At 72.6% G+C, this 21,486-nt stretch carries 19 protein-coding genes; 4 read left to right on the top strand and 15 right to left on the bottom strand.

Annotated elements, in window-relative coordinates; translation table 11 throughout:
- Positions 1–53 precede the first annotated feature (53 nt).
- Together ACFVX6_RS06165 and ACFVX6_RS06160 are read right to left on the bottom strand one after the other, a co-directional pair.
- A complete protein-coding gene (locus ACFVX6_RS06165) occupies positions 54–1,301 on the bottom strand; it encodes a phosphotransferase family protein (protein ID WP_389688445.1) in 1,248 nt (415 codons plus the stop codon).
- Positions 1,302–1,658: 357 nt separating this feature from the next.
- Complete coding sequence (locus tag ACFVX6_RS06160) at positions 1,659–1,844, bottom strand: hypothetical protein (protein WP_266876567.1); 186 nt, start codon at positions 1,842–1,844, stop codon at positions 1,659–1,661.
- Between the two features lie 546 nt (positions 1,845–2,390).
- Between ACFVX6_RS06160 and ACFVX6_RS06155 the strand changes: the two genes are divergently transcribed.
- Positions 2,391–3,644 (top strand): protein kinase, encoded by a 1,254-nt coding sequence (locus ACFVX6_RS06155; RefSeq protein WP_389688443.1) that lies wholly within the window; start codon positions 2,391–2,393, stop codon positions 3,642–3,644.
- A 43-nt stretch (positions 3,645–3,687) separates the two neighbouring features.
- On the opposite strand, the gene ACFVX6_RS06150 is transcribed toward ACFVX6_RS06155, so the two are convergent.
- The 9 genes from ACFVX6_RS06150 to ACFVX6_RS06110 all read right to left on the bottom strand — a co-directional run bounded on the left by ACFVX6_RS06150 (position 3,688) and on the right by ACFVX6_RS06110 (position 15,749).
- On the bottom strand, positions 3,688–4,500 hold the full coding sequence (locus ACFVX6_RS06150) for a TrmH family RNA methyltransferase (protein ID WP_389688441.1): 813 nt from the start codon (positions 4,498–4,500) through the stop codon (positions 3,688–3,690).
- A 67-nt stretch (positions 4,501–4,567) separates the two neighbouring features.
- Positions 4,568–5,788 (bottom strand): uroporphyrinogen-III C-methyltransferase, encoded by a 1,221-nt coding sequence (gene cobA / locus ACFVX6_RS06145; RefSeq protein ID WP_389688439.1) that lies wholly within the window; start codon positions 5,786–5,788, stop codon positions 4,568–4,570.
- A gap of 384 nt (positions 5,789–6,172) precedes the next feature.
- Positions 6,173–9,400 (bottom strand): nicotinate-nucleotide--dimethylbenzimidazole phosphoribosyltransferase, encoded by a 3,228-nt coding sequence (cobT, locus tag ACFVX6_RS06140; protein ID WP_389688437.1) that lies wholly within the window; start codon positions 9,398–9,400, stop codon positions 6,173–6,175.
- A gap of 224 nt (positions 9,401–9,624) precedes the next feature.
- The gene (gene cbiE / locus ACFVX6_RS06135; RefSeq protein WP_389688435.1) at positions 9,625–10,842 is read right to left on the bottom strand and encodes a precorrin-6y C5,15-methyltransferase (decarboxylating) subunit CbiE; all 1,218 of its coding nucleotides are present in this window, start codon (positions 10,840–10,842) and stop codon (positions 9,625–9,627) included.
- A 106-nt stretch (positions 10,843–10,948) separates the two neighbouring features.
- A complete protein-coding gene (locus ACFVX6_RS06130; protein WP_389688433.1) occupies positions 10,949–11,710 on the bottom strand; it encodes a GNAT family N-acetyltransferase in 762 nt (253 codons plus the stop codon).
- Between the two features lie 241 nt (positions 11,711–11,951).
- Positions 11,952–12,815, bottom strand: coding sequence for a MetQ/NlpA family ABC transporter substrate-binding protein (locus ACFVX6_RS06125; protein ID WP_389688431.1), 864 nt, complete (start codon positions 12,813–12,815; stop codon positions 11,952–11,954).
- A 101-nt stretch (positions 12,816–12,916) separates the two neighbouring features.
- Positions 12,917–13,585 carry a methionine ABC transporter permease gene (locus tag ACFVX6_RS06120; RefSeq protein ID WP_382974455.1) on the bottom strand — a complete coding sequence of 223 codons (669 nt, stop codon included), beginning with the start codon at positions 13,583–13,585 and terminating at the stop codon, positions 12,917–12,919.
- Positions 13,582–14,685, bottom strand: a complete 1,104-nt coding sequence (locus ACFVX6_RS06115; RefSeq protein ID WP_389688429.1) for a methionine ABC transporter ATP-binding protein — start codon at positions 14,683–14,685, stop codon at positions 13,582–13,584. The genes ACFVX6_RS06120 and ACFVX6_RS06115 overlap by 4 nt, the downstream gene beginning before the upstream one ends.
- A gap of 374 nt (positions 14,686–15,059) precedes the next feature.
- Positions 15,060–15,749, bottom strand: coding sequence for an HAD-IA family hydrolase (locus ACFVX6_RS06110; protein ID WP_389688427.1), 690 nt, complete (start codon positions 15,747–15,749; stop codon positions 15,060–15,062).
- Positions 15,750–15,817: 68 nt separating this feature from the next.
- Between ACFVX6_RS06110 and ACFVX6_RS06105 the strand changes: the two genes are divergently transcribed.
- Together ACFVX6_RS06105 and ACFVX6_RS06100 are read left to right on the top strand one after the other, a co-directional pair.
- Entirely contained in the window at positions 15,818–16,186 is a 369-nt protein-coding gene (locus tag ACFVX6_RS06105; protein WP_389688425.1) for a hypothetical protein, read from the top strand.
- Positions 16,179–16,613, top strand: coding sequence for a hypothetical protein (locus ACFVX6_RS06100; RefSeq protein WP_389688423.1), 435 nt, complete (start codon positions 16,179–16,181; stop codon positions 16,611–16,613). The genes ACFVX6_RS06105 and ACFVX6_RS06100 overlap by 8 nt, the downstream gene beginning before the upstream one ends.
- 52 nt (positions 16,614–16,665) lie before the next feature.
- Here ACFVX6_RS06100 and ACFVX6_RS06095 read toward each other — a convergent pair whose 3' ends face one another.
- The 3 genes from ACFVX6_RS06095 to ACFVX6_RS06085 form a co-directional block, all read right to left on the bottom strand.
- Complete coding sequence (locus tag ACFVX6_RS06095; RefSeq protein ID WP_389688494.1) at positions 16,666–17,172, bottom strand: GNAT family N-acetyltransferase; 507 nt, start codon at positions 17,170–17,172, stop codon at positions 16,666–16,668.
- A gap of 36 nt (positions 17,173–17,208) precedes the next feature.
- Complete coding sequence (locus tag ACFVX6_RS06090; protein WP_389688492.1) at positions 17,209–17,766, bottom strand: sigma-70 family RNA polymerase sigma factor; 558 nt, start codon at positions 17,764–17,766, stop codon at positions 17,209–17,211.
- A gap of 73 nt (positions 17,767–17,839) precedes the next feature.
- Positions 17,840–19,036: a glycerophosphodiester phosphodiesterase gene (locus ACFVX6_RS06085; protein WP_389688421.1), complete on the bottom strand. Its 1,197-nt coding sequence runs from the start codon at positions 19,034–19,036 to the stop codon at positions 17,840–17,842.
- A 306-nt stretch (positions 19,037–19,342) separates the two neighbouring features.
- Between ACFVX6_RS06085 and ACFVX6_RS06080 the strand changes: the two genes are divergently transcribed.
- Positions 19,343–19,972, top strand: coding sequence for a 1-acyl-sn-glycerol-3-phosphate acyltransferase (locus ACFVX6_RS06080; RefSeq protein WP_250744673.1), 630 nt, complete (start codon positions 19,343–19,345; stop codon positions 19,970–19,972).
- A 14-nt stretch (positions 19,973–19,986) separates the two neighbouring features.
- On the opposite strand, the gene ACFVX6_RS06075 is transcribed toward ACFVX6_RS06080, so the two are convergent.
- The gene (locus ACFVX6_RS06075; RefSeq protein ID WP_389688419.1) at positions 19,987–21,468 is read right to left on the bottom strand and encodes a membrane-associated oxidoreductase; all 1,482 of its coding nucleotides are present in this window, start codon (positions 21,466–21,468) and stop codon (positions 19,987–19,989) included.
- Between the last annotated feature and the right edge of the window lie 18 nt (positions 21,469–21,486).

Genomic DNA, 21,486 nt, shown 5'->3' with positions numbered 1-21,486 from the left:
TCCTCGCCGTTCGCGTCGACACCGGATGCGTACCCGGTGGCGTGAGGCTCACCCTACGACGGAGGCTTCGACTCCAAGTCGGGCGGGAGGGAGGCAATTCGGGCACAGGCCTCCACCATCAGCCGCTCCACGTCGTCGAGTCGGCGCCGCTCGCCGGCTGCTTTGGCGAGGGCCAGCGCGGCCGTCTGCACGGTGAGCGCGCGGGCCGCGAGGTCGAGTTCCGGCCAGGGGTCGCTGCCGGGCGGACCGGCCGCGGGGCCGCCGGCGGCGCGGTAGGCGTCGAGGAAGCGCAGCCAGGTCCCGGTGTCCAGCAGCCCGGCGGCGTACCAGGCCGCGGGCCGGGCGAGGTCCCAGGCGGGCGTGCCCAGTCCCAGATCGTCCACGTCGATCAGCCGCCAGCCCCCGGCCGGGCCCCGGACCAGCTGCCCGAGGTGCAGATCGCCGTGGCAGAGCGCCCCGCCGGACGGCGCCGGACCCTCTCCCCGGGCCCACCCGGGGAGCGTGGCCGCGGCGGCCCGTACGAGCCGTGCCAACTCCGCGGCGTCGGCGTCCGTGCCTGCCGGCCCGGCCGGCACCGCCTGCCCTGCGGGGATGGACAGAACGGCGCGGCGGGCTCGGTCTGCTCGACCGGAGGACGGCCCGGCGGGGAGCGCGGCAGCCGCTTCGGCTCGGGTCGGCCTATCGCTGGAGCCGTGGTCGCGGTCTCGGCCTTGGCCTTGGCCTTGGCCTTGGCCGTAGGTGCAGTCGCGGCCGTGGTCGTGGCCGCAGTCGGAGGGGCGTTCCCCGGCCGGGCGCCCCCGCCGTGCTCCGCTCGGGTCGTCGGCTTCCGCGCCCGCGGAGCGCCCCTGCACGGCGCGTCCCCCTGCGACCGGGGTCTCGGGCGGGTGCGCCGCGTCGAGGCGGTGGAGGGCGCGGGCGAGTTTCGCCGGGCCGCGCATCGGGGGGAGCGGGTACGGGAGGTGGTGGAGCGGGGTCCGGTGGAGGGCGGCCAGGAGCTCGGCGGCCGGCTCCCAGGGGGCCTCCTCGGGGCGGTCCGGAGCGACCGGAGCACCGTAGGGCCACAGGGAAACGGGCCGGGAGCCGACCAGGCCGAGCCCGGTGCGCAGCGGGGGCAGCAGGACCCCGGCCAGCGCGGGGTCCCCCGCCACGCGGATCCGTACCGCCAGGTCGTCGGGATCGCTGTCGCCGGCGTGCGCCTTGGCCACGACGTCCCCGCAGCGGACCACGGTGCCGTCGTCGCGGTCCGCGAGGAGCACGTACTCCGCCGCGCCCGCGTACGCGGCGAGCTCGGCCGCGCTCACTCGCTCCAGCGGAACCACGCCTCGGCTCTCCCCGTGCTCCGCACCCGGGCGGGTGCTCCTCGGGACGAGCGTACGCAGCGCGGGGCCGGACGGCAGTGGCGGCACCACCGTTCGGGCACCGCCCGCCTCCGCCGGGCGGAGTCCGGCGCAGCGACCCCGAGCCCGGGAAGTGCGCCGGCGCGAGGGGCGCGTCAAGAGGGTGTGCGCGCGGGCATGAAAAAGGGTGCTGCGCGTCCGGCTCCCCAGCCGTACGCGCAGCACCCTTCACCTGCCGTCCGTCGACCGCTCCCCCGTCCCCACGGGGTTCGGCCGGTGACAGTCCCGGCCCAGGCCGCTCTCCTGGGCCCGGGGCGCCGCTCAGCGCCCCAGCATCACGCTTACGGACGACGCCTGTGCCACCACCTGGTCGAAGCCTCCGAAGAGGAAGAGCAGGAGGGCGGCCAGGGGGAGCACCATGGCCGCGGCCACCAGTGGGTGGCGACGACCGGACTCATGGCTGTTGAACGCGAATGCCTTGCGTCCCTGCCGTGCGATGTCCGCCATGGTCCTCTCCCTGTCGTTTGGCAGCGGCGGGTTTGTGACCTCGGGGGACGAGTGCTCCACCCGCCGCTTGTCTTCAACACTAGGCGCGGGAAAGGCTTCTGGCCTCATGCCTTCGTACCCATTGCCTGGCCTCCAGGAGGATGAGGAGTCCACCTCGCGTGTACTCCCCTGGGTGGAGACCCGTCCCCCGGTCTGAGGGTCTTCCCGGAGGGGATGACCGGAGCGTAGTGACTTCGCTCACTTCCGTCACTCACCGCACACGTCCGGCCTCCGACCAGGCGCTCCCAAGATCAACCGGACGGGCCCGGTCCGACCGCCGGCCGCCGCTCCCCCGCCACCCCGCCCCGAACCCCAATTCCCTTGAGTCCGGCCCGGCTTGGCCGAACGGCCCCGCTCCGCACATGCGTCCTACCGGTGGTCCCGTGACTCCCCAAGTGGACTGCCCCGTACTGACAATCGAATCCCCCGGCGAGGGCGCGGCCTCTGAGCGCGCATGCCGGATGGTCCGTAAGCTGTGCCACGTCAACAGGACGACCGGTCAGCGGGGTGGACATGGCGATGATGCGGCTCCGGCGCGAGGACCCGCGTGTCGTCGGCTCGTTCAGGCTGCACCGGCGCCTCGGCGCCGGCGGCATGGGTGTCGTCTATCTGGGCTCCGACCGGCGCGGACAGCGCGTCGCGCTCAAGGTGATCCGGCCGGACCTCGCCGAGGACCAGGAGTTCCGCTCGCGCTTCGCGCGCGAGGTCTCCGCCGCCCGGCGGATCCGCGGCGGGTGCACCGCGCGCCTGGTCGCCGCGGACCTGGAGGCGGAGCGCCCCTGGTTCGCCACGCAGTACGTGCCCGGCCCCTCCCTGCACGACAAGGTGGCCGAGGAAGGCCCCCTGACGGCCGCGGCCATCGCCGCCATCGGCGCCGCGCTCTCCGAGGGACTGGTCGCCGTGCACGAGGCCGGGGTGGTCCACCGCGACCTCAAGCCCTCGAACATCCTGCTGTCGCCCAAGGGCCCGCGCATCATCGACTTCGGGATCGCCTGGGCGACCGGGGCCAGCACCCTCACCCACGTGGGAACGGCCGTGGGCTCCCCGGGCTTCCTGGCTCCCGAGCAGGTGCGCGGAGCCGCCGTCACGCCCGCCACGGACGTCTTCTCCCTCGGCGCCACCCTCGCCTACGCGGCCACCGCCGACTCGCCCTTCGGGCACGGCAGTTCCGAGGTCATGCTGTACCGGGTGGTGCACGAGGAGCCCCATCTCCAGGGTGTTCCGGACGCGCTCGCGCCCCTCGTACGGGCCTGCCTGGCGAAGGATCCCGACGACCGGCCGACCACGCTCCAGCTGTCGATGCGGCTCAAGGAGATCGCGTCCCGCGAGGCGCACGGGATGGGCGACAGCCGCCCGCCGGCGCAGCGCGCCCGGACCGAGCGGCCGACGGGGCGGCTGCCTGAGGGCTACGTCGAGGACGCAGAGGGGTACGCCGACCAGCGCACGGAGCGCCGCAGCGCCGGCACTCCCGTTCCGGGACGTCCGGGTACGGGAACCGGAGCGGGTCAGGGGAAGGCGCAGACCAGGGGTCAGGGACCGCGCGGCGGGCCGGACTCGCGGCCCTCCTCGCCCCGGAGCACCGGCTCGCGGGGACCCGGCTCCACCGCCGGGCGTACGGGCGGCCGCCCGGCTCCCCGTACGACGGGCACGGGGCGGCGGCCGTCACGGCCGGACCCCAAGCTGATGCGCCAGCGCCTGATCGTCTTCGTCGTGGTGACGCTGCTCGTGGCGCTGGGCATCGCGCTGGCCCAGAAGCTCTAGGGGGTGTCTTGCTGATCGGCAAGACACCCCCTAGGTCCAGTCCTTACGGACGACCGCTGGCCACCGCGTAGAAGGCGACGGCCGCGGCCGCGCCCACGTTCAGCGAGTCCACCCCGGCCGCCATGGGGATCCGTACCCACTCGTCGGCGGCGACCAGTGCCTGGGTCGACAGCCCGTCCCCCTCCGCGCCCAGCATCAGCGCGACCCGCTCCAAGGTCTGCGGGGCGGCCTCGTCGATCGGCGAGGCCTTCTGGTGCGGGGTGAGGGCGAGCAGCTTGAAGCCGGCCTCGCGGACCGATTCCAGGCCCTTGGGCCAGGCCTCCAGCCGGGCGTACGGGACGGAGAACACCGCGCCCATGGAGACCTTGACGGAGCGCCGGTACAGCGGGTCCGCGCAGTCGGGCGAGAGCAGGACCGCGTCCATGCCGAGGGCGGCGGCGCTGCGGAAGATGGCGCCGATGTTGGTGTGGTCGTTCACCGCTTCCATGATGACCACGCGCCGGGTGGTGGCGAGCAGTTCCTCGGCCGTGGGCAGCGGCTTGCGCTGCATGGAGGCGAGGGCGCCGCGGTGCACGTGGTAGCCGGTGACGCGCTCGGCGAGCTCCGGGCTGACGGCGTAGACCGGGGCCGGGAGCTCGTCGATGACGTCGCGCATGACGTCGACCCACTTCGCGGAGAGCAGCATGGAGCGCATCTCGTACCCGGCGTCCTTGGCGCGTCTGATCACCTTCTCGCCTTCGGCGATGAAGAGACCTTCCGCGGGCTCGCGCCTGCGCCGGAGTTCTACGTCGGTCAGGGCCGTGTAGTCGCGCAGGCGCGGGTCGTCGGGGTCCTCGACGGTGATGAGATCAGCCACAGGGTGATACTGCCTTGTCCTGGGTGCGGTGCCAACGGCTCTGCCGGGTTGCGGGATTGCGGGGGTGTCACTCGGCCACGGGCCGGTGGACCTTCACCACGTCGCCGATCACGATGACGGCGGGCGGCCGTACCTCCTGGGCACGGACGGTCTCGCCGACCGTGGCCAGGGTGGCGTCCACCCGGCGCTGGGAGGCGGTGGTGCCCTCCTGGATGACGGCGACGGCGGTGTCGGCGGGGCGGCCGTGGCGGACCAGCGCCTCGGCGATCAGGCCGATCTTGTCGACGCCCATGAGGATGACCAGGGTGCCGGTGAGCTTGGCCAGCGAGGCCCAGTCCACCAGCGAGCGCGGGTCGTCGGGGCCGACGTGGCCGCTGACCACGGTGAACTCGTGGGCCACGCCCCGGTGGGTGACCGGGATGCCGGCCGCGCCGGGCACCGAGATGGAGCTGGAGATGCCGGGCACGACGGTGCAGGGGATGCCGGCCTCGGCGAGGGCCTGGAGCTCCTCCATGCCGCGGCCGAACACGTACGGGTCCCCGCCCTTGAGCCGGACCACGGCCTTGCCGGCCTTGGCGTGCGTGATGAGGGCCTCGTTGATGGCCTCCTGGGCCATGAAACGGCCGTACGGGATCTTCGCGGCGTCGATGACCTCGACGTGCGGCGGGAGCTCGTCCAGGAGGTCACGGGGGCCGAGCCGGTCGGCGATGACCACGTCGGCCTCGGCGAGGAGGCGGCGGCCGCGGACCGTGATCAGGTCCGGGTCGCCGGGCCCGCCACCGACGAGGGACACGCCGGGGGTGTGCGGGCGGGCGGCGGTCAGGGAGCCGTCCCGCAGCCCCTCGACGACCGCATCGCGGACGGCGGCGGAGCGGCGGGGGTCGTTGCCGCTCAGTACGGCGACGGTGACGCCCTCCACCCGGCCGGTGGCCGGCGTCCAGGCGCTCGCGGCCTCGGCGTCGTCGGCGCGGACGCACCAGATCCGCTCGCGCTCGGCTTCGGCGGAGGCGGCGTCGTTGGCGGCGCGGTCCCGGGTGGCCACCAGGGCGTACCAGGCGCCGGCCAGGTCGCCGTCCTCGTAGCGGCGGCGCTCCCAGCGGATCTCACCGGTCTCCGCCATGGCGTCCACGGAGGGGGTCGCGGAGGGCGAGATCAGGACGATGTCGGCGCCGGCGGCGATGAGCGCGGGCAGCCGGCGCTGGGCGACCTGGCCACCGCCGATCACGACGACGCGGCGGCCCGTGAGGCGGAGTCCGACGGGGTAGGCGGGGTGTGCCGGGTGTCCCATGGCGGTTGCGGCTCCTGATGCGGCGGTGACGGCGGGCCGCTGCGTCGCTGGAGCGGCTGATCGGGCGGTGACGTGCGGTGGCCCGTCCGGGGTCCACGATACGACCCACCTGCGCAGTGGTCGCCTCGGGGGCAGCTCCCCGGCCCGGCGGTGCCCCGGCTCCTCCCCAGGCCACGGGGCTGCCGCCCCATGATCCCCGGCCCGTAGGCGGGCTCCGGCCCCCGGACGGCTGCGCGGCCGACACGGCTCGACCGGGCCCTGCGGGGCTTTCCCCACCCCGCCCCTTCCCGAAACCGGGGCTCCGCCCCCGGCCCCCCGCTCCTCGAACGCCGGAGGGGCTGGTTTGGCCGGTGGCGGGGACGGGGTGGGCCCCCGCAGCATCCCCTACTTCTCGGTGACCCCCGCCGAGTCGAACGTAGCCACCTCGTGCATGGCCCGTGCAGCACTCTGCACCAGCGGCAGCGCCAGCAGCGCCCCCGTACCCTCGCCGAGGCGCAGGTCCAGATCGACGAGCGGGCGCAGCCCGAGCTTGTTCAGGGCGGCCACGTGGCCCGGCTCTGCGCTGCGGTGTCCCGCGATGCACGCGGACAGCGACTCCGGAGCGATCGCACGGGCCACCAGCGCGGCCGCACCGGCGCTGACGCCGTCCAGGATCACCGGGGTCCGCAGGGAGGCTCCGCCGAGGAGGAGGCCCACGATCGCCGCGTGCTCCAGGCCGCCGATGGCCGCCAGGACGCCGATCGGGTCCGCCGGGTCCGGCTGGTGGAGTTCCAGGGCGCGGCGCACGACCTCGACCTTGCGGGTGTGCGTCTCGTCGTTGATGCCCGTGCCCCGGCCGGTGACCTCGCCCGGGTCCACCCCGGTGAAGACCGAGATCAGCGCCGCCGACACCGTGGTGTTCGCGATGCCCATCTCGCCCGTCAGGAGGGCCTTGTTGCCCGCCGCGACCAGGTCGCGGGCCGTCTCGATGCCGACCTCAATGGCGGCGACGGCTTCCTCGCGGGTCATCGCCGGGCCGACCGACAGGTCGGCCGTCCCCGCGCGGACCTTGCGCGGCAGCAGGCCCGGCGTGGCCGGGAGGTCGCCGGCGACGCCCACGTCGATCACGCAGACCTCGGCGCCCACCTGGTTGGCGAACGCGTTGCACACCGCGCCGCCGCCCAGGAAGTTGGCCACCATCTGCATGGTGACCTCCTGGGGCCACGGGGTGACCCCCTGGGCGTGCACGCCGTGGTCACCCGCGAAGATCGCGACCGCGGCGGGCTCCGGGATCGGCGGCGGGCAGACCCGCGAAAGGCCGGACAGCTGGGCCGAGATGATTTCGAGCATGCCCAGGGCCCCGGCGGGCTTGGTCATGCGCTTCTGCCGCTCCCACGCCTCGCCGAGCGCCTTCGCGTCGAGCGGGCGGATGCTGGCGACGGTCTCGGAGAGCAGGTCGTGCGGCTCCTCGCCGGGCAGCGCGCGGCGCCCGTACGTTTCCTCGTGCACGACCCAGGAGAGCGGACGCCGCTGCGACCAGCCGGCCTGTGCGAGCTCGGGCTCGTCGGGGAACTCGTCCACGTACCCGATGCACAGGTACGCGACGACCTCCAGGTGCTCCGGCAGGCCGAGCTCGCGGACCATCTCGCGCTCGTCGAAGAAGCTGACCCAGCCGACGCCCAGACCCTCGGCGCGCGCGGCGAGCCAGAGGTTCTCCACGGCGAGGGCCGAGGAGTACGGGGCCATCTGCGGCTGGGTGTGCCGGCCCAGGGTGTGGCGGCCGCCGCGGGTGGGGTCGGCGGTGACCACGATGTTCACCGGGGTGTCGAGGATGGCCTCGATCTTGATTTCCTTGAACTGCTTGGCACGGCCCTTGGGCAGCGACTTCGCGTAGGCCTCGCGCTGACGCTCCGCGAGCTCGTGCATCGTCCGGCGGGTCTCGGCGGACTTGATGACGACGAAGTCCCACGGCTGGGAGTGGCCGACGCTGGGCGCGGTGTGGGCCGCCTCCAGGACGCGCAGCAGCACCTCGTGCGGGATGGGGTCCCGGCGGAAGCCCTTGCGGATGTCACGGCGCTCGCGCATGACGCGCAGGACGGCCTCGCGCTCGGCGTCGGCGTATCCGGGGGCCGCCTCGGTGACCGGGGCCTCGGGCTCGACTTCCGGCTCGGGCTGCGGTTCGGTTCCGGCCTCGGGGGCCTCGGCCTCCAGCGGTACGTCGCCCTGCGCGACGGCGGCCGGCTCGGGCTCGGAGGCCACGACGACGGGCTCGGGCAGGGGCTCCGGCTCCTCGGCCTGAACCACCGTTTCTGCGGGCTGCGGCGCGGACTCCGGCTCCACGACCGGCTCGGGCGCAGGCTCGACGGCGACCTGGGCTTCGGGAGCCGCGACGGGCTCGGGTTCCGGTACGACGGCGGCCTCGGGCTCCGCGAAGGCGACGGGCTCGGCGACGGCCTCCGGCGCGGGCTCCACGAGCACCGGCTCGGCGACGGCCACGGCCACCGGCTCCGCCACGGGCGCGGGCACGGACTCCTGTACGAGGCCCGGCTCGGGCTCGGCGAAGGCGACGGGCGCCGCACCGGTCTCGGTGACCGGCTCGGCCACGGGCTCGGCGACGGGCTGGGCCTCGTGCTGGTCCTCGTACTGGTCCTCGTACTGGGCCACGGGCTCGACGGCGGGCTCCGCCGCGGCTTCCGGAGCCGGCTCCACGGTCCACGGCGTCCCGGCCTGCACCGGGATCTCGACCGGCTGCTGCGCCGGGCCCGGCACGTGCTCGGCCCCGGCCTGCGTGAAGTCCAGGTACTCGGGCCCCGTGGTCGGCGGCCCGGACTGGCGCATCGGGACGGGCATCGCCGGGGTGCTCATGGCCGGGGCCACGGGCTCGGCCACGGCGGGGGAAGCGGGCACGGAGGCGACCGGGACGGCAACGGGCGCGGCCGGCGCCGGGGCCTGCGCGGGCGCCGCGGCCGGGCCCCGGTCCGCGAGGGACCGTACGACTCCACCGGTGGCCTCCGGCACGGGCGGACCCATGTGCAGCGGCCGCCGCACCGGAGCCGCGGCGACGGGCGCCACCGGGTTCTGGGGCTGGGGCTGCGACATGGGCTGCGGGGCCACGAGGCCGCCGAGGTCCAGCGCGCCGGAATCCCGACCGCCGGCCTCGTGCACACCGGCGCCGAAGGAGGCGTCGGCGTAGGAGGCGTCGGCGAAGGACGGCTGCTCCGCGAACTGCTGCCCGTCGAAGGACTGCTGCGGGTATCCGGCGGGCTCGTAGCCCAGCGGCGCTTCGGGGACCGGGAGCAGGCCCGGGTGGGGCTGCTGGTACTCCGGGGTCCCCGCGAAGTCGGCGTAGGGGCCGTCCGCGTACGGGGCGTCCGCGTACGCGGAGGGCTCGGGGAACTCGGGGAAGGCGGGCACCGGCGGGACGACCTGGGGGTCGCTCCACGCGCCCTGGCTGCTCGGCATCAGCAGCAGTTCCTCGTCCTCCGGCTCGGCCGGGTTGTCCACGAGGTCCTGGAAGGCGTAGCTCCCGGTCGCCGGGGAGGACGGGGGAACCGGGGCGGGGACGCCCTGCTGATCCACCATGCCCGTGTTGTCCGGGAGACCCTCGCCCGGAACCTGGCCGGTGTCAGTCATGCGTACCCCTCGCCCATCGGTGTTGCCTCTTCGACTTGTCGCCCACGAGGCCTCACGTACGCCCGCACGACAACCAGTAAGTATTGTCCTGCCCGTTCGCCACCGTGTCGGCCATAACCGCCACGGTCCTCTGTGGACTGCGCCACGTCGGCGGTCCAGCCGGAGCCGCGTGCCCGAATCGTCCGGGCGGTGTGACGATCGGCCAGCCTACCCCGGGCTCGCGGCTAGGGACGGTCCGGGCGGTGAACGGGGCGTTCGGCGGCCAGCAGGAACACCACGGAGCGCTGTTGTTCGGTCCACGTACGGGTGTCCAGGCCGACGGACTGGAGCAGCGCGCACTCGACGGCGTACCCGCCCTCGGTCAGGACCCGGCCGATGGCCTCCGCCTCGTCGCGCGTGGAGGCGTGGCTGACGATCCGTTCGGGGCGACGGTCGGCGACGGCCGCGACGACCGGGGCGCCGCCGCCGCCGACGCGGACGACGTCTGGTTCGGGAAGGGTCTCCAGTACGTGCGGGGCGCGGCCGTTGACGACCTGGAGCTGTACACCCCGGGCGCGGGCGGCGGCGGTTGTGCGTTCGCAGGCCTGCCGGTCGGCGTCGACCGCGATGACGGCGGCGCCGAGGGCGGCGGCGTCCACGGCGAGGGCTCCGGAGCCCGAGCCGATGTCCCAGACGAGGTCCCCGGTGCGCGGGCCGAGCCGGGCGAGCTGGGCCGCGCGCAGCTGCGTGGACTCCCCTTCTCCCACGTCGATCTGCGGGTGGGCCCAGCCCCGTCCGGCGGTCGGTGCCGTGCTCCGGCCGAGCAGCCAGGTCGGTTCGGCGGCGGTCGCGGCCGGTCCCGTACCGCCGATGACGATGACCACGTTGGGGTCGCGCCAGCTGTGGTCGGCGGCCTTGTCGGAGGTGAGGACCGTGACCTGCTCCTTGTCGGTGCCGAGTTCCTCGCAGATGACGAAGGTGCGGTGGACGCCTTCGAGCAGCAGGGCGAGTTCGGCGGGGCCGGCGCCGGGCGAGGTGATGACGGCGACCTTGGAGTGGGCGCGGCAGACGTTGACGGCCCGGCGCAGGGTGCGGCTGTGGGCGACGACGACCTGGGCGTCGTCCCAGGGCATCCCGGCGCGGGCGAAGGCGGCGGCGACGGCGGAGACGGCCGGTACGACCTCGACCTCCAGGCCGTGTTCCGGGGCGCGCAGGGCCCGTACGACGCCGAAGAAGCCGGGGTCCCCGTCGGCGAGGACGACGGCGGTGCCGCGGTGGCCGGCGATCCGGCGGGCGGCGAGGGGCAGGCTGCCCAGGCGCACGCGTTCGGCGGTGGGCGGGACTTCGGGGAGTGCGAGGTGGTGGGCGGCGCCGGCCACCAGGGTGGCGGCGGAGAGCGCGGACCGGGCTGCCGCGGTCAGGGGGGAGCCGTCCCAGCCGATCACCGTGACCCGGTCGGCCATCGTCGTCAGTCTCCTGGTGTCGGAGGGGGCCCTTCCCGGCGGTGGCCGGGGCAGGGCGAAGCTTCGTCGAGGGGGGCGGGCTTCGTGAGACTACCCGGTCATCCGGTCAGTTCCGGTCCGAGAAGAGGGCGTAGTCGTTCGCGTCGTTCGCGTTGGCGCTCTGGATCCGGTGGCCGTCGCGGGCGTCGGCGCGGGGGTCCGCGTAGCCCACGGAGTAGCCGTCCGAGTAGCCGTCTCCGTAGTCTCCGGAGTACTCGTCGGAGTAGCCGGAATAGCCGTCGGCGTCCTCGTCGAGGTCCTCGGGGACCAGGCCCCAGACGATGAGGTCGCTGCGGGTGTCGGCCCAGGAGCCGTCGGGGTTCTGGGTGCGCACTATGCAGGCGTTGCGCAGGACGCCTTCACTGATGCAACCGGTCTTCTGGGCCACTTGCTGCGAGGCCGTGTTGTCGGCGGCGGTGCGCAGTTCGAGGCGTTCGAAGCGCTGGTCGGTGAAGAGCCAGCGGGCCACGGCGCGGACGGACTCGCTGGCGTAGCCCTCGCCGCGGGCCCAGGGGGCGGTGACGTAGCCGACCTCGGTGGTGCGGCTGCGCCAGTCGGTGTCCTGCAGGTGCACGATGCCGACGAGCCTCTGGGTGAGGAACTCGGTGACCGCGAAGACGATGCCGCGGCCCTCGGTGCGCTCCGTGTGGGCGGTCTTCGTGGCCCAGGTGACCGCGTCGGCGTAGGTGTAGGGGTGCGGGACGGAGGTCCAGGCGGTGACGTGTTCGTCGTTCATCATCTCGGCGAGCGCGGTGACGTCTTCTTCCTCGAAGGGGCGCAGCACCAGCCGGTCCGTGCTGATGGTGACGTCCGGGAAGGTGGTAGTCATGCGCAGCTCCAAGCCTGAGACCGTGGTGCGACCGTGATGCGAGGCGACCGTGGCGCGGGACGGCATACACGGGGTACACGGTCCGCGGCCGCGGGTCGTAGGCCACAGCATGCAGCATCGGCCTGGTGATGTGCAGGGCCGGGCTGCCCGGAAGCGGGCAGCGGCAGGCCCCGTACACCGGTGCGGTGTACGGGGCCGGACGGGCCGGCCGGATCGGGCCGGCCCGGTGCCGCCGGCCGATCTAGGCGGCCGGCTTGCCGAAGGCCGGGATGACCGAGCCCTGGTACTTGTCGTCGATGAACTTCTTGACCTCGTCGGAGTTCAGGAGCTTGGCGAGCTTCTGGATCCGCGGGTCGTCCTGGTTGCCGTTCTTGACGGCCAGGATGTTGGCGTACGGGTTGCCCTCGGCCTTCTCCAGGACGAGCGCGTCCTTGGCCGGGACGAGCTTGGCCTCGATGGCGTAGTTGCCGTTGATGACGGCGGCGTCCACGTCGTTCAGGGCGCGCGGGACCGTGGCGGCCTCCAGCTCCTTGAACTCCAGGCCCTTCTTATCGGTGATGTCGGACAGCTTGGCGGCGGTGCCGACACCCTCCTTGAGGGTGATGAGGTTGTTCGCGGCGAGCAGCTGGAGCGCGCGGCCCTCGTTGGTGGGGTCGTTCGGGACGGCGATGGTCTGGCCGGCCTTGATGTCCGTGAGGGCCTTGTCCTTCTTGGAGTACAGGCCCAGGGGCTCCAGGTGCACGTTCACGACGGGCACGATGTCCGTGCCGTTCTTCTTGTTGAAGTCGTCGAGGTACGGCACGTGCTGGAAGTAGTTGGCGTCGACCTGGCCCTGCTGGGTGGCGGTGTTCGGCAGGACGTAGTCCGTGAACTCCTTCACCTCCAGCTTGAGGCCTTCCTTGGCCGCGAGGTTGTCCTGGACGAACTTCAGGATGTCGGCGTGCGGGGAGGGGGACGCCGCGATGACCAGGGGCTTGCTCTCGTCGGTCTTGCCGCCGTCGGCCTTGGTGGAGGACGGGTCCGAGGAGCTGCCGCAGGCGGTGAGACCGAGGGCGAGGGCCGAGACGGTGGCGGCGAGGGCGGTGAGCTTGATGTTCTTGCGCACGAAGAGTGCCTTTCTTGCGTCTTGCTTATGGATGACGGCCCAAGCACGACAAGTGCGGGCTTTCTTGGGAAAAGTTGGTCTATGTCCGGCTCAGGCCCGGTTCAGGCTGTCCGACCGCGCCGCGCGAGGAGGCGTACCACGCCGTCGCCGATGAGCTGGATCACCGTGACGAGCACGATCAGCACCACGACGGTCGCGATCATGAAGCCGGTCTCGAAGCGCTGGAACCCGTACGTGATGGCCTTGGAGCCGAGGCCTTCGCCGCCGACCGCGCCGGCCATGGCCGAGTAGCCGATCAGCGTGATCACGGTGGTGGTGACGGCCGCGATCAGCGAGGGCAGCGCCTGCGGGAGGAGCACCTTGCCGACCAGGGTCGGGATCCCGCCGCCCATGGACTCGACGGCTTCGATCAGGCCGTGGTCCACCTCGCGGACGGCGGTCTCGACGAGCCGGGCGAAGAAGGGGATGGCGCCGATGGCGAGCGGGACGATCATGGCCGTGGGGCCGATGAACGTGCCGACGATCGCCGTGGTGACCGGGATCAGGAAGATCAGCAGGATGATGAACGGCAGCGAGCGGCCCATGTTCACGATCACGCCGAGGATCTTGTTGACCGCGCGGTTCTGGAGCAGGCCGCCCTTGTCGGTCAGGACGAGCAGGATGCCTATGGGCAGTCCGCCCAGGATGGTCACCAGTGCGGACCACAACACCATGTAGAGGGTGTCGAAGGTGCCCTGCGTGAGCAGCGGCTGCATTTCGGACCAGGTCACTTCGCACCATCCTTGACCAGCTCGGCCAGTTCGCCGTCGACGTCGGCGCCCGCGTCCACGTCCACTTCCACGTCCGTGTAAGGGGCCGCGTACGTGTCCGCTTCCACCACGTCCACCTGCAGGCCCTGCTCGCGCAGGAAGCCGACGGGTACGACGTTGTCCTCGTAGCGGCCGGGCAGCTCGATGCGCATGCGGCCGATCTGTCGGCCTGCGACGGTGTCCATCGCGGCGCCGAGGATCGATATGTCGATGTTGTAGGTGCGCGCGAGCTGGGAAATGACCGGCTGGGTCGCGGTCTCGCCGTGGAAGGTGACGTCGATGACCGTGTGCTCCGCGGTGGTCGCGGACCCGGTCAACGGGAACAGTTCGTGGGCGAGCTCGGAACCGGGGGTGGCCAGCAGCTCGGTGACGGTACCGGCCTCGACGATCCGTCCCTGCCGCATGAGGGCGGCCGAGTCGCAGACGGACTTGACCACGTCCATCTCGTGCGTGATGAGCAGGACGGTCAGGCCCAGCCGGCGGTTGAGGTCGCGCAGCAGCTGGAGGATCTGGCGGGTGGTCTCGGGGTCCAGGGCGCTGGTGGCCTCGTCGGAGAGCAGCACCTTGGGGTCGCCGGCCAGGGCGCGGGCGATGCCGACACGCTGCTTCTGTCCGCCGGAGAGCTGACCGGGGTAGGACTTGGCCTTGTCGGCGAGGCCGACGAGGTCGAGCAGTTCGGCGGCCTTGCGGGAGCGCTCGCGGCCGGAGAGCCCGAGGATCTCCAGGGGCAGTTCGATGTTGCCCTGGACGGTGCGCGAGGACAGCAGGTTGAAGTGCTGGAAGACCATGCCGATGCGGCTGCGGGCCTCGCGGAGCTCCTTGCCGGCGCGGCGGCCCCGGCCGGCGAGGGCGGTGAGGTCGACCCCGTCCACGGACACGGTGCCGGTGGTGGGGCGCTCGAGCAGGTTCACGCAGCGGATCAGGGAGGACTTTCCGGCGCCGCTCTGGCCGATGACTCCGTAGACCTCGCCCTGACGGACGTGCAGGTCGACGCCGTCCAGGGCGGTGACCTCGCGGCCACGGGACTGGTAGACCTTCGTGAGGCCCGATGTGGTGATCACAGGATTTCCGTCGCTGTCGAGTGCGCGGCGCAGCGGGTGCCGGGCACGGGGCAAACATCTGGGGACGCGATACGGGGCGAACCATCGGAAATCGACGGCTTCGGCGCATGCGCGGGGCAGGAGCGGTCCGGGTTCACACGGGGGTGCCGGGAGCTGCTCGGCCGGTCTCGCTTCGGGGCGTGAGACCTGGGGCAGGGGCCCTCAGAAGGCGCGCATTCGACACATACAACGAGCACCGGGCGTCATCGTCGCCTCGGTCGCAAGGGTGCGGCTGCTCGTCGTGGTCATGGGCCCAGTAAACCAGACGTTCCCCGTCACCGATCAAAGGTGTCCGAATAGCGGACGGATTTCGGCCGCATACCGGACAACACCGGTCAGGGCCGATCGTCCGTCTCGATCGTCACACCATCGGCTCCGACCAGCACGGACACGGCCGAGAGGTCCCGTACGACCACGTCCGCGTTGAGTTCGGCGGCCGGGTGCGTTGTGGTCAAGGCCACGGTGGTCATCCCGGCCGCGCGCCCCGCGGCCAGGCCGGCGGGGGCGTCCTCGAAGACAGCGCAGCGGGCCGGGTCCACGCCGAGCCGGGCGGCCGCCAGCAGGAAGGGCTCCGGGTCGGGCTTGCCGCGGGTGATGTCGTCGGCGGCCACCATCTCCGGGCCCCCCTCCTCCCAGGCGGCGATGCCGACCTCCCGCAGCCGGGCCTCGGCCAGCGGCCGGGTCGCGGAGGTGACCACGGCCCAGCGACCGGCGGGAAGGGCCGACAGCAGCTCCTTGGTGCCGGGGAGCAGGACCACGCCGCCCGCCACGTCCTCGGTCTCCAGCACCTCGATCCGGGCGAGCGCCCCGGCCCGTACGTCCTCGGGCAGGAGGTCGGCGATGATCTCCGCGGCCGGGCGGCCGTGGAGTTCCACCGCGGCGAAGGCCTCCTCGGTGATCCCGTACTCCCGGGCCCAGCGGGTCCAGCAGCGCTGCACCGACTCCATCGAGGAGATGAGCGTGCCGTCGTTGTCGAACAGCAGCGCGTCGAATTGCGGACCGAGCTTCCCTTGCAACAGCTTCATGCCTTCAAGGAAAGCCCCGGGGCAGGGGTGAGCGCATCGGGTCTTTCGGCCCGTAATACCCTCGCTGCATGCTCGACGCCCTGACGGTCGCCATCGGCGTGGCCGCACTCGCTCTCGCCGCCTGGTGCGGTTTCGCCGCCTGGCGGGACCAGCCGACCAAGGACTGGCACTTCATCGGCATGGCCGTGGTGACCGTACTGGTCCTGGCCCAGCTGGTGATCGGCCTGGTCCAGCTCGCACGCGGCGAGAAGCCCGGCCAGGGCACGGTGCTCTTCCTGTCCTATCTGGTGGGCGCCTTCGCAACCATCCCGGCGGCGGGACTGCTCTCGCTGAGCGAGCGGACCAAATGGGGCTCGGTGACGGTGGCCGCAGGAGCGGTCGTCCTCGCCGTGCTCGAAGTACGGCTCTACGACATCTGGGGAAACACCGGTGCCTGATACCGACACGGACGCCACGGCCACCGCGAACCCGCCCGGCGGACGTAAGCGCCTGGTCACCGGGCCGGGGGTGCTGCTGGTCTGGTTCTACGGAGTGATCACCGTCGGCGCGGTCTCGCGCTCGATCTACCAGATCTCCACCGAGTTCGACCGGGCGCCGCTCGCGTACTCGCTGTCGGCCGTGGCCGCGCTGGTCTACGCCTTCATCACGTACTCGCTCGTGCGCGGCGGGGAGACGGCCCGCAAGGCGGCGCGCATCTGCTGCGCCGCCGAGCTGGCCGGCGTACTCGTCGTGGGCACATGGACCCTGGCGCGGCCCGAGGCCTTCCCCGACGCGACCGTGTGGTCGGACTTCGGGATGGGCTACCTGTTCATCCCGGTGATCCTGCCGATCACCGGGATGCTCTGGCTCCGCGCGAAGCGCTAGGCGTTGGGGGCTAAGCGTTGGGGACTAGGGGCTAGGGGCTAGGGACCGAGCGTCAGGCGCTGACCGCGAAGTCGGTGGCCTCCTTGGCCTCCTTCTCCAGGATCACCAGACGGACGCCGTCGGACGCCGTGCGCCCGCCGACCTGGGTGTAGCCGGCCTTGCGGTAGAGCCGCAGGTTCGACTCGCTCTTGTGGCCGGTGGACAGCCGGAAGCGGGTGGTCGCGTCATTGCCGGACAGGGCCGCCTCGACCGCGCTCAGCAGCCGGGCGCCGAGGCCGTGGCCCTGGAGCCGGGGGTGCACGCAGAGCTTGGCGATCTTGCCGGTGCCCTCCTCGTCGACGGTTCCGCGCACGGCGCCGACGATCTCCTCGCCGAGCCGGGCCACCAGAACGGTGTCCGAGGCCAGTTCGGCCTTGAGGGAGTCCAGGGACTGGGTGAGCGGCTGGATGCGGTAGTTGCCGTACAGCTCGGCCTCGCTCTGGAACGCCAGATACTGCAGTTTGATGATCTGCTCGGCATCCTCGGCAGCTGCCGCCGAAATGGTCACGCTCATGCCCATGTGCGCATGCCTCCCGCTCACCTGGTGGCCCTTGGTCTACCGCTCCATTCCCCGCAGGGCGGGAGCCGCAACCTCTACGGCCAGCATTCTGCGCAGACATCCCAGGCAACGGGAACGGACGGGCCCCAAACTTCCTTGTGAGATACCCAACTCTCCTGCGATTTCACGGTAAGTGAGGTCCCTGGGCGAAAGAAGTGCCCTCATCAGCTCCGGACACCTTCCGGGCAATCGGGCGACCGCCGATCGGAGGGCCCGGTTCTCCTCGCCGTGCAGGAGGGCGTCTTCCGGTTCCGCGCCCGTGCTGGTACGGGTCCCCGCGCCGGGCCCGCCGTGCGCCGCGTGCTGGCGGTGGCCGTACGGGACTTCGCGCCGGGCCCGGCGCCGCGCCCGGCGGGCCTCCCCGCGCACGGCACGGCGCAGCCAGTCGGCGGGTTCCGCGGGGATGCGCCGGTGCTCCAGCAGCCTGACCCAGACGGCTTGTTCCAGGTCGTCGGCGTCCACCCCGGTGCCGGCGGTCTCGGCGGCCGCTTCGGCCGAGAGCAGCGGGCGGAGCGTTTCGAGCAGGTCGGGGAGATCAGCCTTCAGCAGGTCCATGCCGGGCGGGACGCGAAGGCCGTGCCGGGCGGTTTCCCCGCCGGGCACGGCCCACTCGTACGAGAAGCTCCGGTCAGGCGTTGACGCCTAGGTCCCCGCGGCCGGGGCGGAAGGCCTCCGCCGCGAGCAGTCCGGTGTCGGGCTGGTCGGTGAAGATGCCGTCGATGCCCTGTTCGAAGTAGGCCTTGAAGGCGCCGAAGGCATCGCCGTACGCCGTCGGGTCGGTGCCCCTGCGGTAGTCGGCCGGCAGGAAGTTGTTCTCGTTGCGCGCGGTGTAGGGGTGCAGGATCAGCCCCTGCGCGTGGGCGTCCGCGACCAGGGTGGTCGGGGCGCCGAGCTTGCCCGCGGCGTCGCGCGGCAGGATCAGGTCCATGGTCGGCCCGATGCCCTGGGCGAAGCCGGCGATCCACCGGAGCCCCTCGGGCTTGACCAGGTCGGCGACCGTCCGCGGATCCTTGGCCAGCTCGAAGTCCCACGGGCGGGTGCCCGCCGCCGAGAGGAGCACCACGCGCGGGGCGGAGACCAGCCGGGAGAGCCGCTGGATGCTGGAGGGTTCGAAGGACTGCAGGAAGAGCGGGGCGCCCCGGCCGTCGCGCCCGTAGCGCCGCAGCAGCTTGGCGAGGGGCTCCTCCAGCCCGAGGCCCAGGCCGCGGAAGTAGCTGGGGTGCTTGGTCTCCACGTGCAGCCACACGCGCTTCCCGCGCCGCCGGCCCTCGCGGTCGGCCCAGCGGAGCACCTCTTCGAACGTGGGGACGTCCCAGCGGCCGTCGTAGAGGGTGTTGCGCTGCCGGAGGGCGGGGATGCGTTCCTTCGCGCGCAGGGTCTTCAGCTCGGCGAGGGTGAAGTCCTCGGTGAACCAGCCCGTGACCGCGACCCCGTCGACCGTCTTGGTGGTCTTGCGGGACGCGAAGCCGGGGTGGTCGGCGACGTCCGTGGTGCCGCCGATCTCGTTCTCGTGGCGGCACACCAGGTGGCCGTCCTTGGTGGGCACGAGGTCCTGTTCGACGACGTCGGCACCGAGGTCGAGCGCGAGCTGGTAGGACCCGAGCGTGTGCTCGGGCCGGTAGCCGCTGGCTCCCCGGTGTCCGATGACCGTCGGCACCGGCAGGTCGCGGTAACCGCCGCCCTGCCCGCCTCCCGGGCCTCCCCCGTGGCCGCTCTCCGCCGCCGCGGCCGAACCGCCGCCCGCCGCGAGTCCACCGAAGGCTCCGCCCGCCGCGACGACGGCCGCGCCCAGTACCGTGCGCCGCGCTGCCCCACCCTGTGTCATCAGTGCAACTCCCCATCGGACAAGGGGCGGGCGTCCCGGGATCTCCGGGGCCTACGGCCCGAATCCGCGTGCCGATGGTAGGCAAGCGTCGGTGGCGGGCGGGGGTGTGCGGGGGGAACACGGCGGAAACGTGCGTCAACACTGCGTATCCACCTCGTGAACCCGATGTGCGATCAGAGCGGACCCGCGAGTATCGTCCTCACCTGCACTACCGCCGCGTGGTGGGTGCGAGAACCCTAGCTTTTCGATGCCGGAGGGCCCACGTTGTTCCGTACGCGCCTGATCAAAGCCACTGTCGGACCCGTCATGCGCCTGATGTTCCGCACCCGCGTCGAGGGCATCGAGAACATTCCGGGCACCGGGCCGGTGATCCTCGCGGGCAACCACCTCACCTTCATCGACTCGATGATCCTGCCGCTGGTGTGCGACCGCACGGTCCACTTCATCGGCAAGGACGAGTACGTGACCGGCAAGGGCATCAAGGGCCGGGCCATGGCCTGGTTCTTCACCGGCGCCGGCATGATCCCCGTGGACCGCGACGGGGCCAACGGCGGAGTCGCCGCCCTGATGACCGGCCGCCGGATCCTCGAAGAGGGCAAGATCTTCGGCATCTACCCCGAGGGCACCCGCTCCCCCGACGGCCGCCTCTACCGGGGCCGCACCGGCATCGCCCGCCTGACCCTGATGACCGGCGCGCCCGTCGTCCCCTTCGCGATGATCGGCACCGACAAGCTCCAGCCCGGCGGCGCCGGCATGCCGCGCCCGGGCCGGGTCACCGTCCGGTTCGGCGAGGCGATGGAGTTCTCCCGGTACGAGGGCATGGACCGCGACCGCTACGTGCTGCGCGCCGTCACCGACTCGGTGATGGCCGAGGTCATGCGGCTCTCCGGCCAGGAGTACGTGGACATGTACGCGACCAAGGCCAAGGCCGCGTAGCTCGGGTAGCTCCCCTACTGCCGTTGCAGTGACCGGCTGACGCCCGCCGCGGTCGTCGTGGCGAGGACCCAGCCGGTCACGATCAGCAGGTACGACAGCCACTGGTACCAGCCGTCGGGCGCGAACGGCGCCTCCTGCCCGAAGCCGATGATCGGCAGCATCAGGTCGATCGTGTAGAACACCGGGTTGAAGTCCGGCGCCTCCCCCTGCTTCAGTTCCCGGGGCGGGTGGAGCCCGTACGCAACGGTCCCCGTGATCAGCAGCGCCAGCAGCCAGCCCGCGGCGCGCAGCGGCCGGAACCCGTAGCCCACGGTGGCGTCCTGGAGCAGGCCCCAGACCCTGGCGGCCCGGGGCAGGGTGCGGCGGTGCCGCCGCAGTTTGGCGAGCAGGACGGTCCGCGCTGCCGCCTCGTCGCCCGCCGTGCGGTAGGCCGTGGCGAGCTGTTCGTAGGCGTGCGGAACGTAGCCCGACTCCTCGCGCTCCAGCACGGGCAGCCTCTGCTCGGCGGGAACGTGCGGGCTGAGGGCGCGGTAGGCGAGTCCCGCGATGCGGATCTGCGCCGGCGGCCAGGTCTCGGGCGTGATGTGGAGCAGGTCGAACTGGGAGCGTCGCAGGTTCACGCCGCCCTGGATGGTCGGGCAGTTGCGCAGCCACACCTCGCCGGCGACACAGCTGGAGGCGCGCAGGGCGACCCCGCCGGGGTTGATGAGGCGGGCGTAGGCGAGGTTGAGCTGGCCCGGTATCCGGGAGCCGGTGAGGTTGACCCGGCCGCGGGCCTCCAGCCGCATGGCGCGCAGGTCGGTGCCGACGTTGAGGATCTCGGCGTGCAGGGCGGTCGCGCCGGGGGCGAGGAGCCGGGCGTCGTCGAAGTTGATCTGGCCGCCGACGGTCGCGCCGTTGATGCGGGTCTGGCCGTGGACGGTGAGGTTCATGGCGATGACGTCGGTTCCGATGTCGGCGTGGTTGAACTGGAGCGCCGCCTCCTGGCCCTCCTCGGCCGGGCCCGCCGTGCCGATGACCGCCTTCCGGAGGAAGAGCCCGCCGGCTATCCGGGCACCCGCGAGGCGTACCGGCCCGGTGATGCGGCAGCAGGACAGCTTCAGTGCGATGTCGACGGTGACGGTGGAGGCGGTCAGTCCGGGCAGGGCCGAGTCGCTCAGTGACACGATCCTCAACCGGGCCCCGTAGAGGAGGGGTTTGCGCTCGAACCAGCAGGCCCGCAGCCGGATCGCGTGCTCGATGTCGGCATACTTGAGGTTGAGCTTGCCGGTGATGCGGGCGCCCCGGACGTTCAGTCCGGGCACCTGCCCGTCGAGCGGGATCGCGCCGCGCAGCAGCAAGTGGGCGAGGACTTCGGCTCGTACGGTCCGCTCGGGTCCCCACGAGGCGCCGTCGGCGGCCTCCTCGCTGCGGTCCTCCCGGAAATCGACGCCTTCCCCGCGGGGGAAGGCGTCCCATACGCGGCGCTCCGCCGGGGTCAAGTCGTTGATCTCCATCGCCGGGATGGTGTCCCG

It is taken from the genome of Streptomyces sp. NPDC058289, from assembly GCF_042880975.1.
GTDB classification, from domain to species: domain Bacteria; phylum Actinomycetota; class Actinomycetes; order Streptomycetales; family Streptomycetaceae; genus Streptomyces; species Streptomyces stoeckheimensis.
The sequence above is the reverse complement of the archived record's forward strand: the minus strand, read 5'-3'. Positions and strand labels throughout refer to the sequence as shown.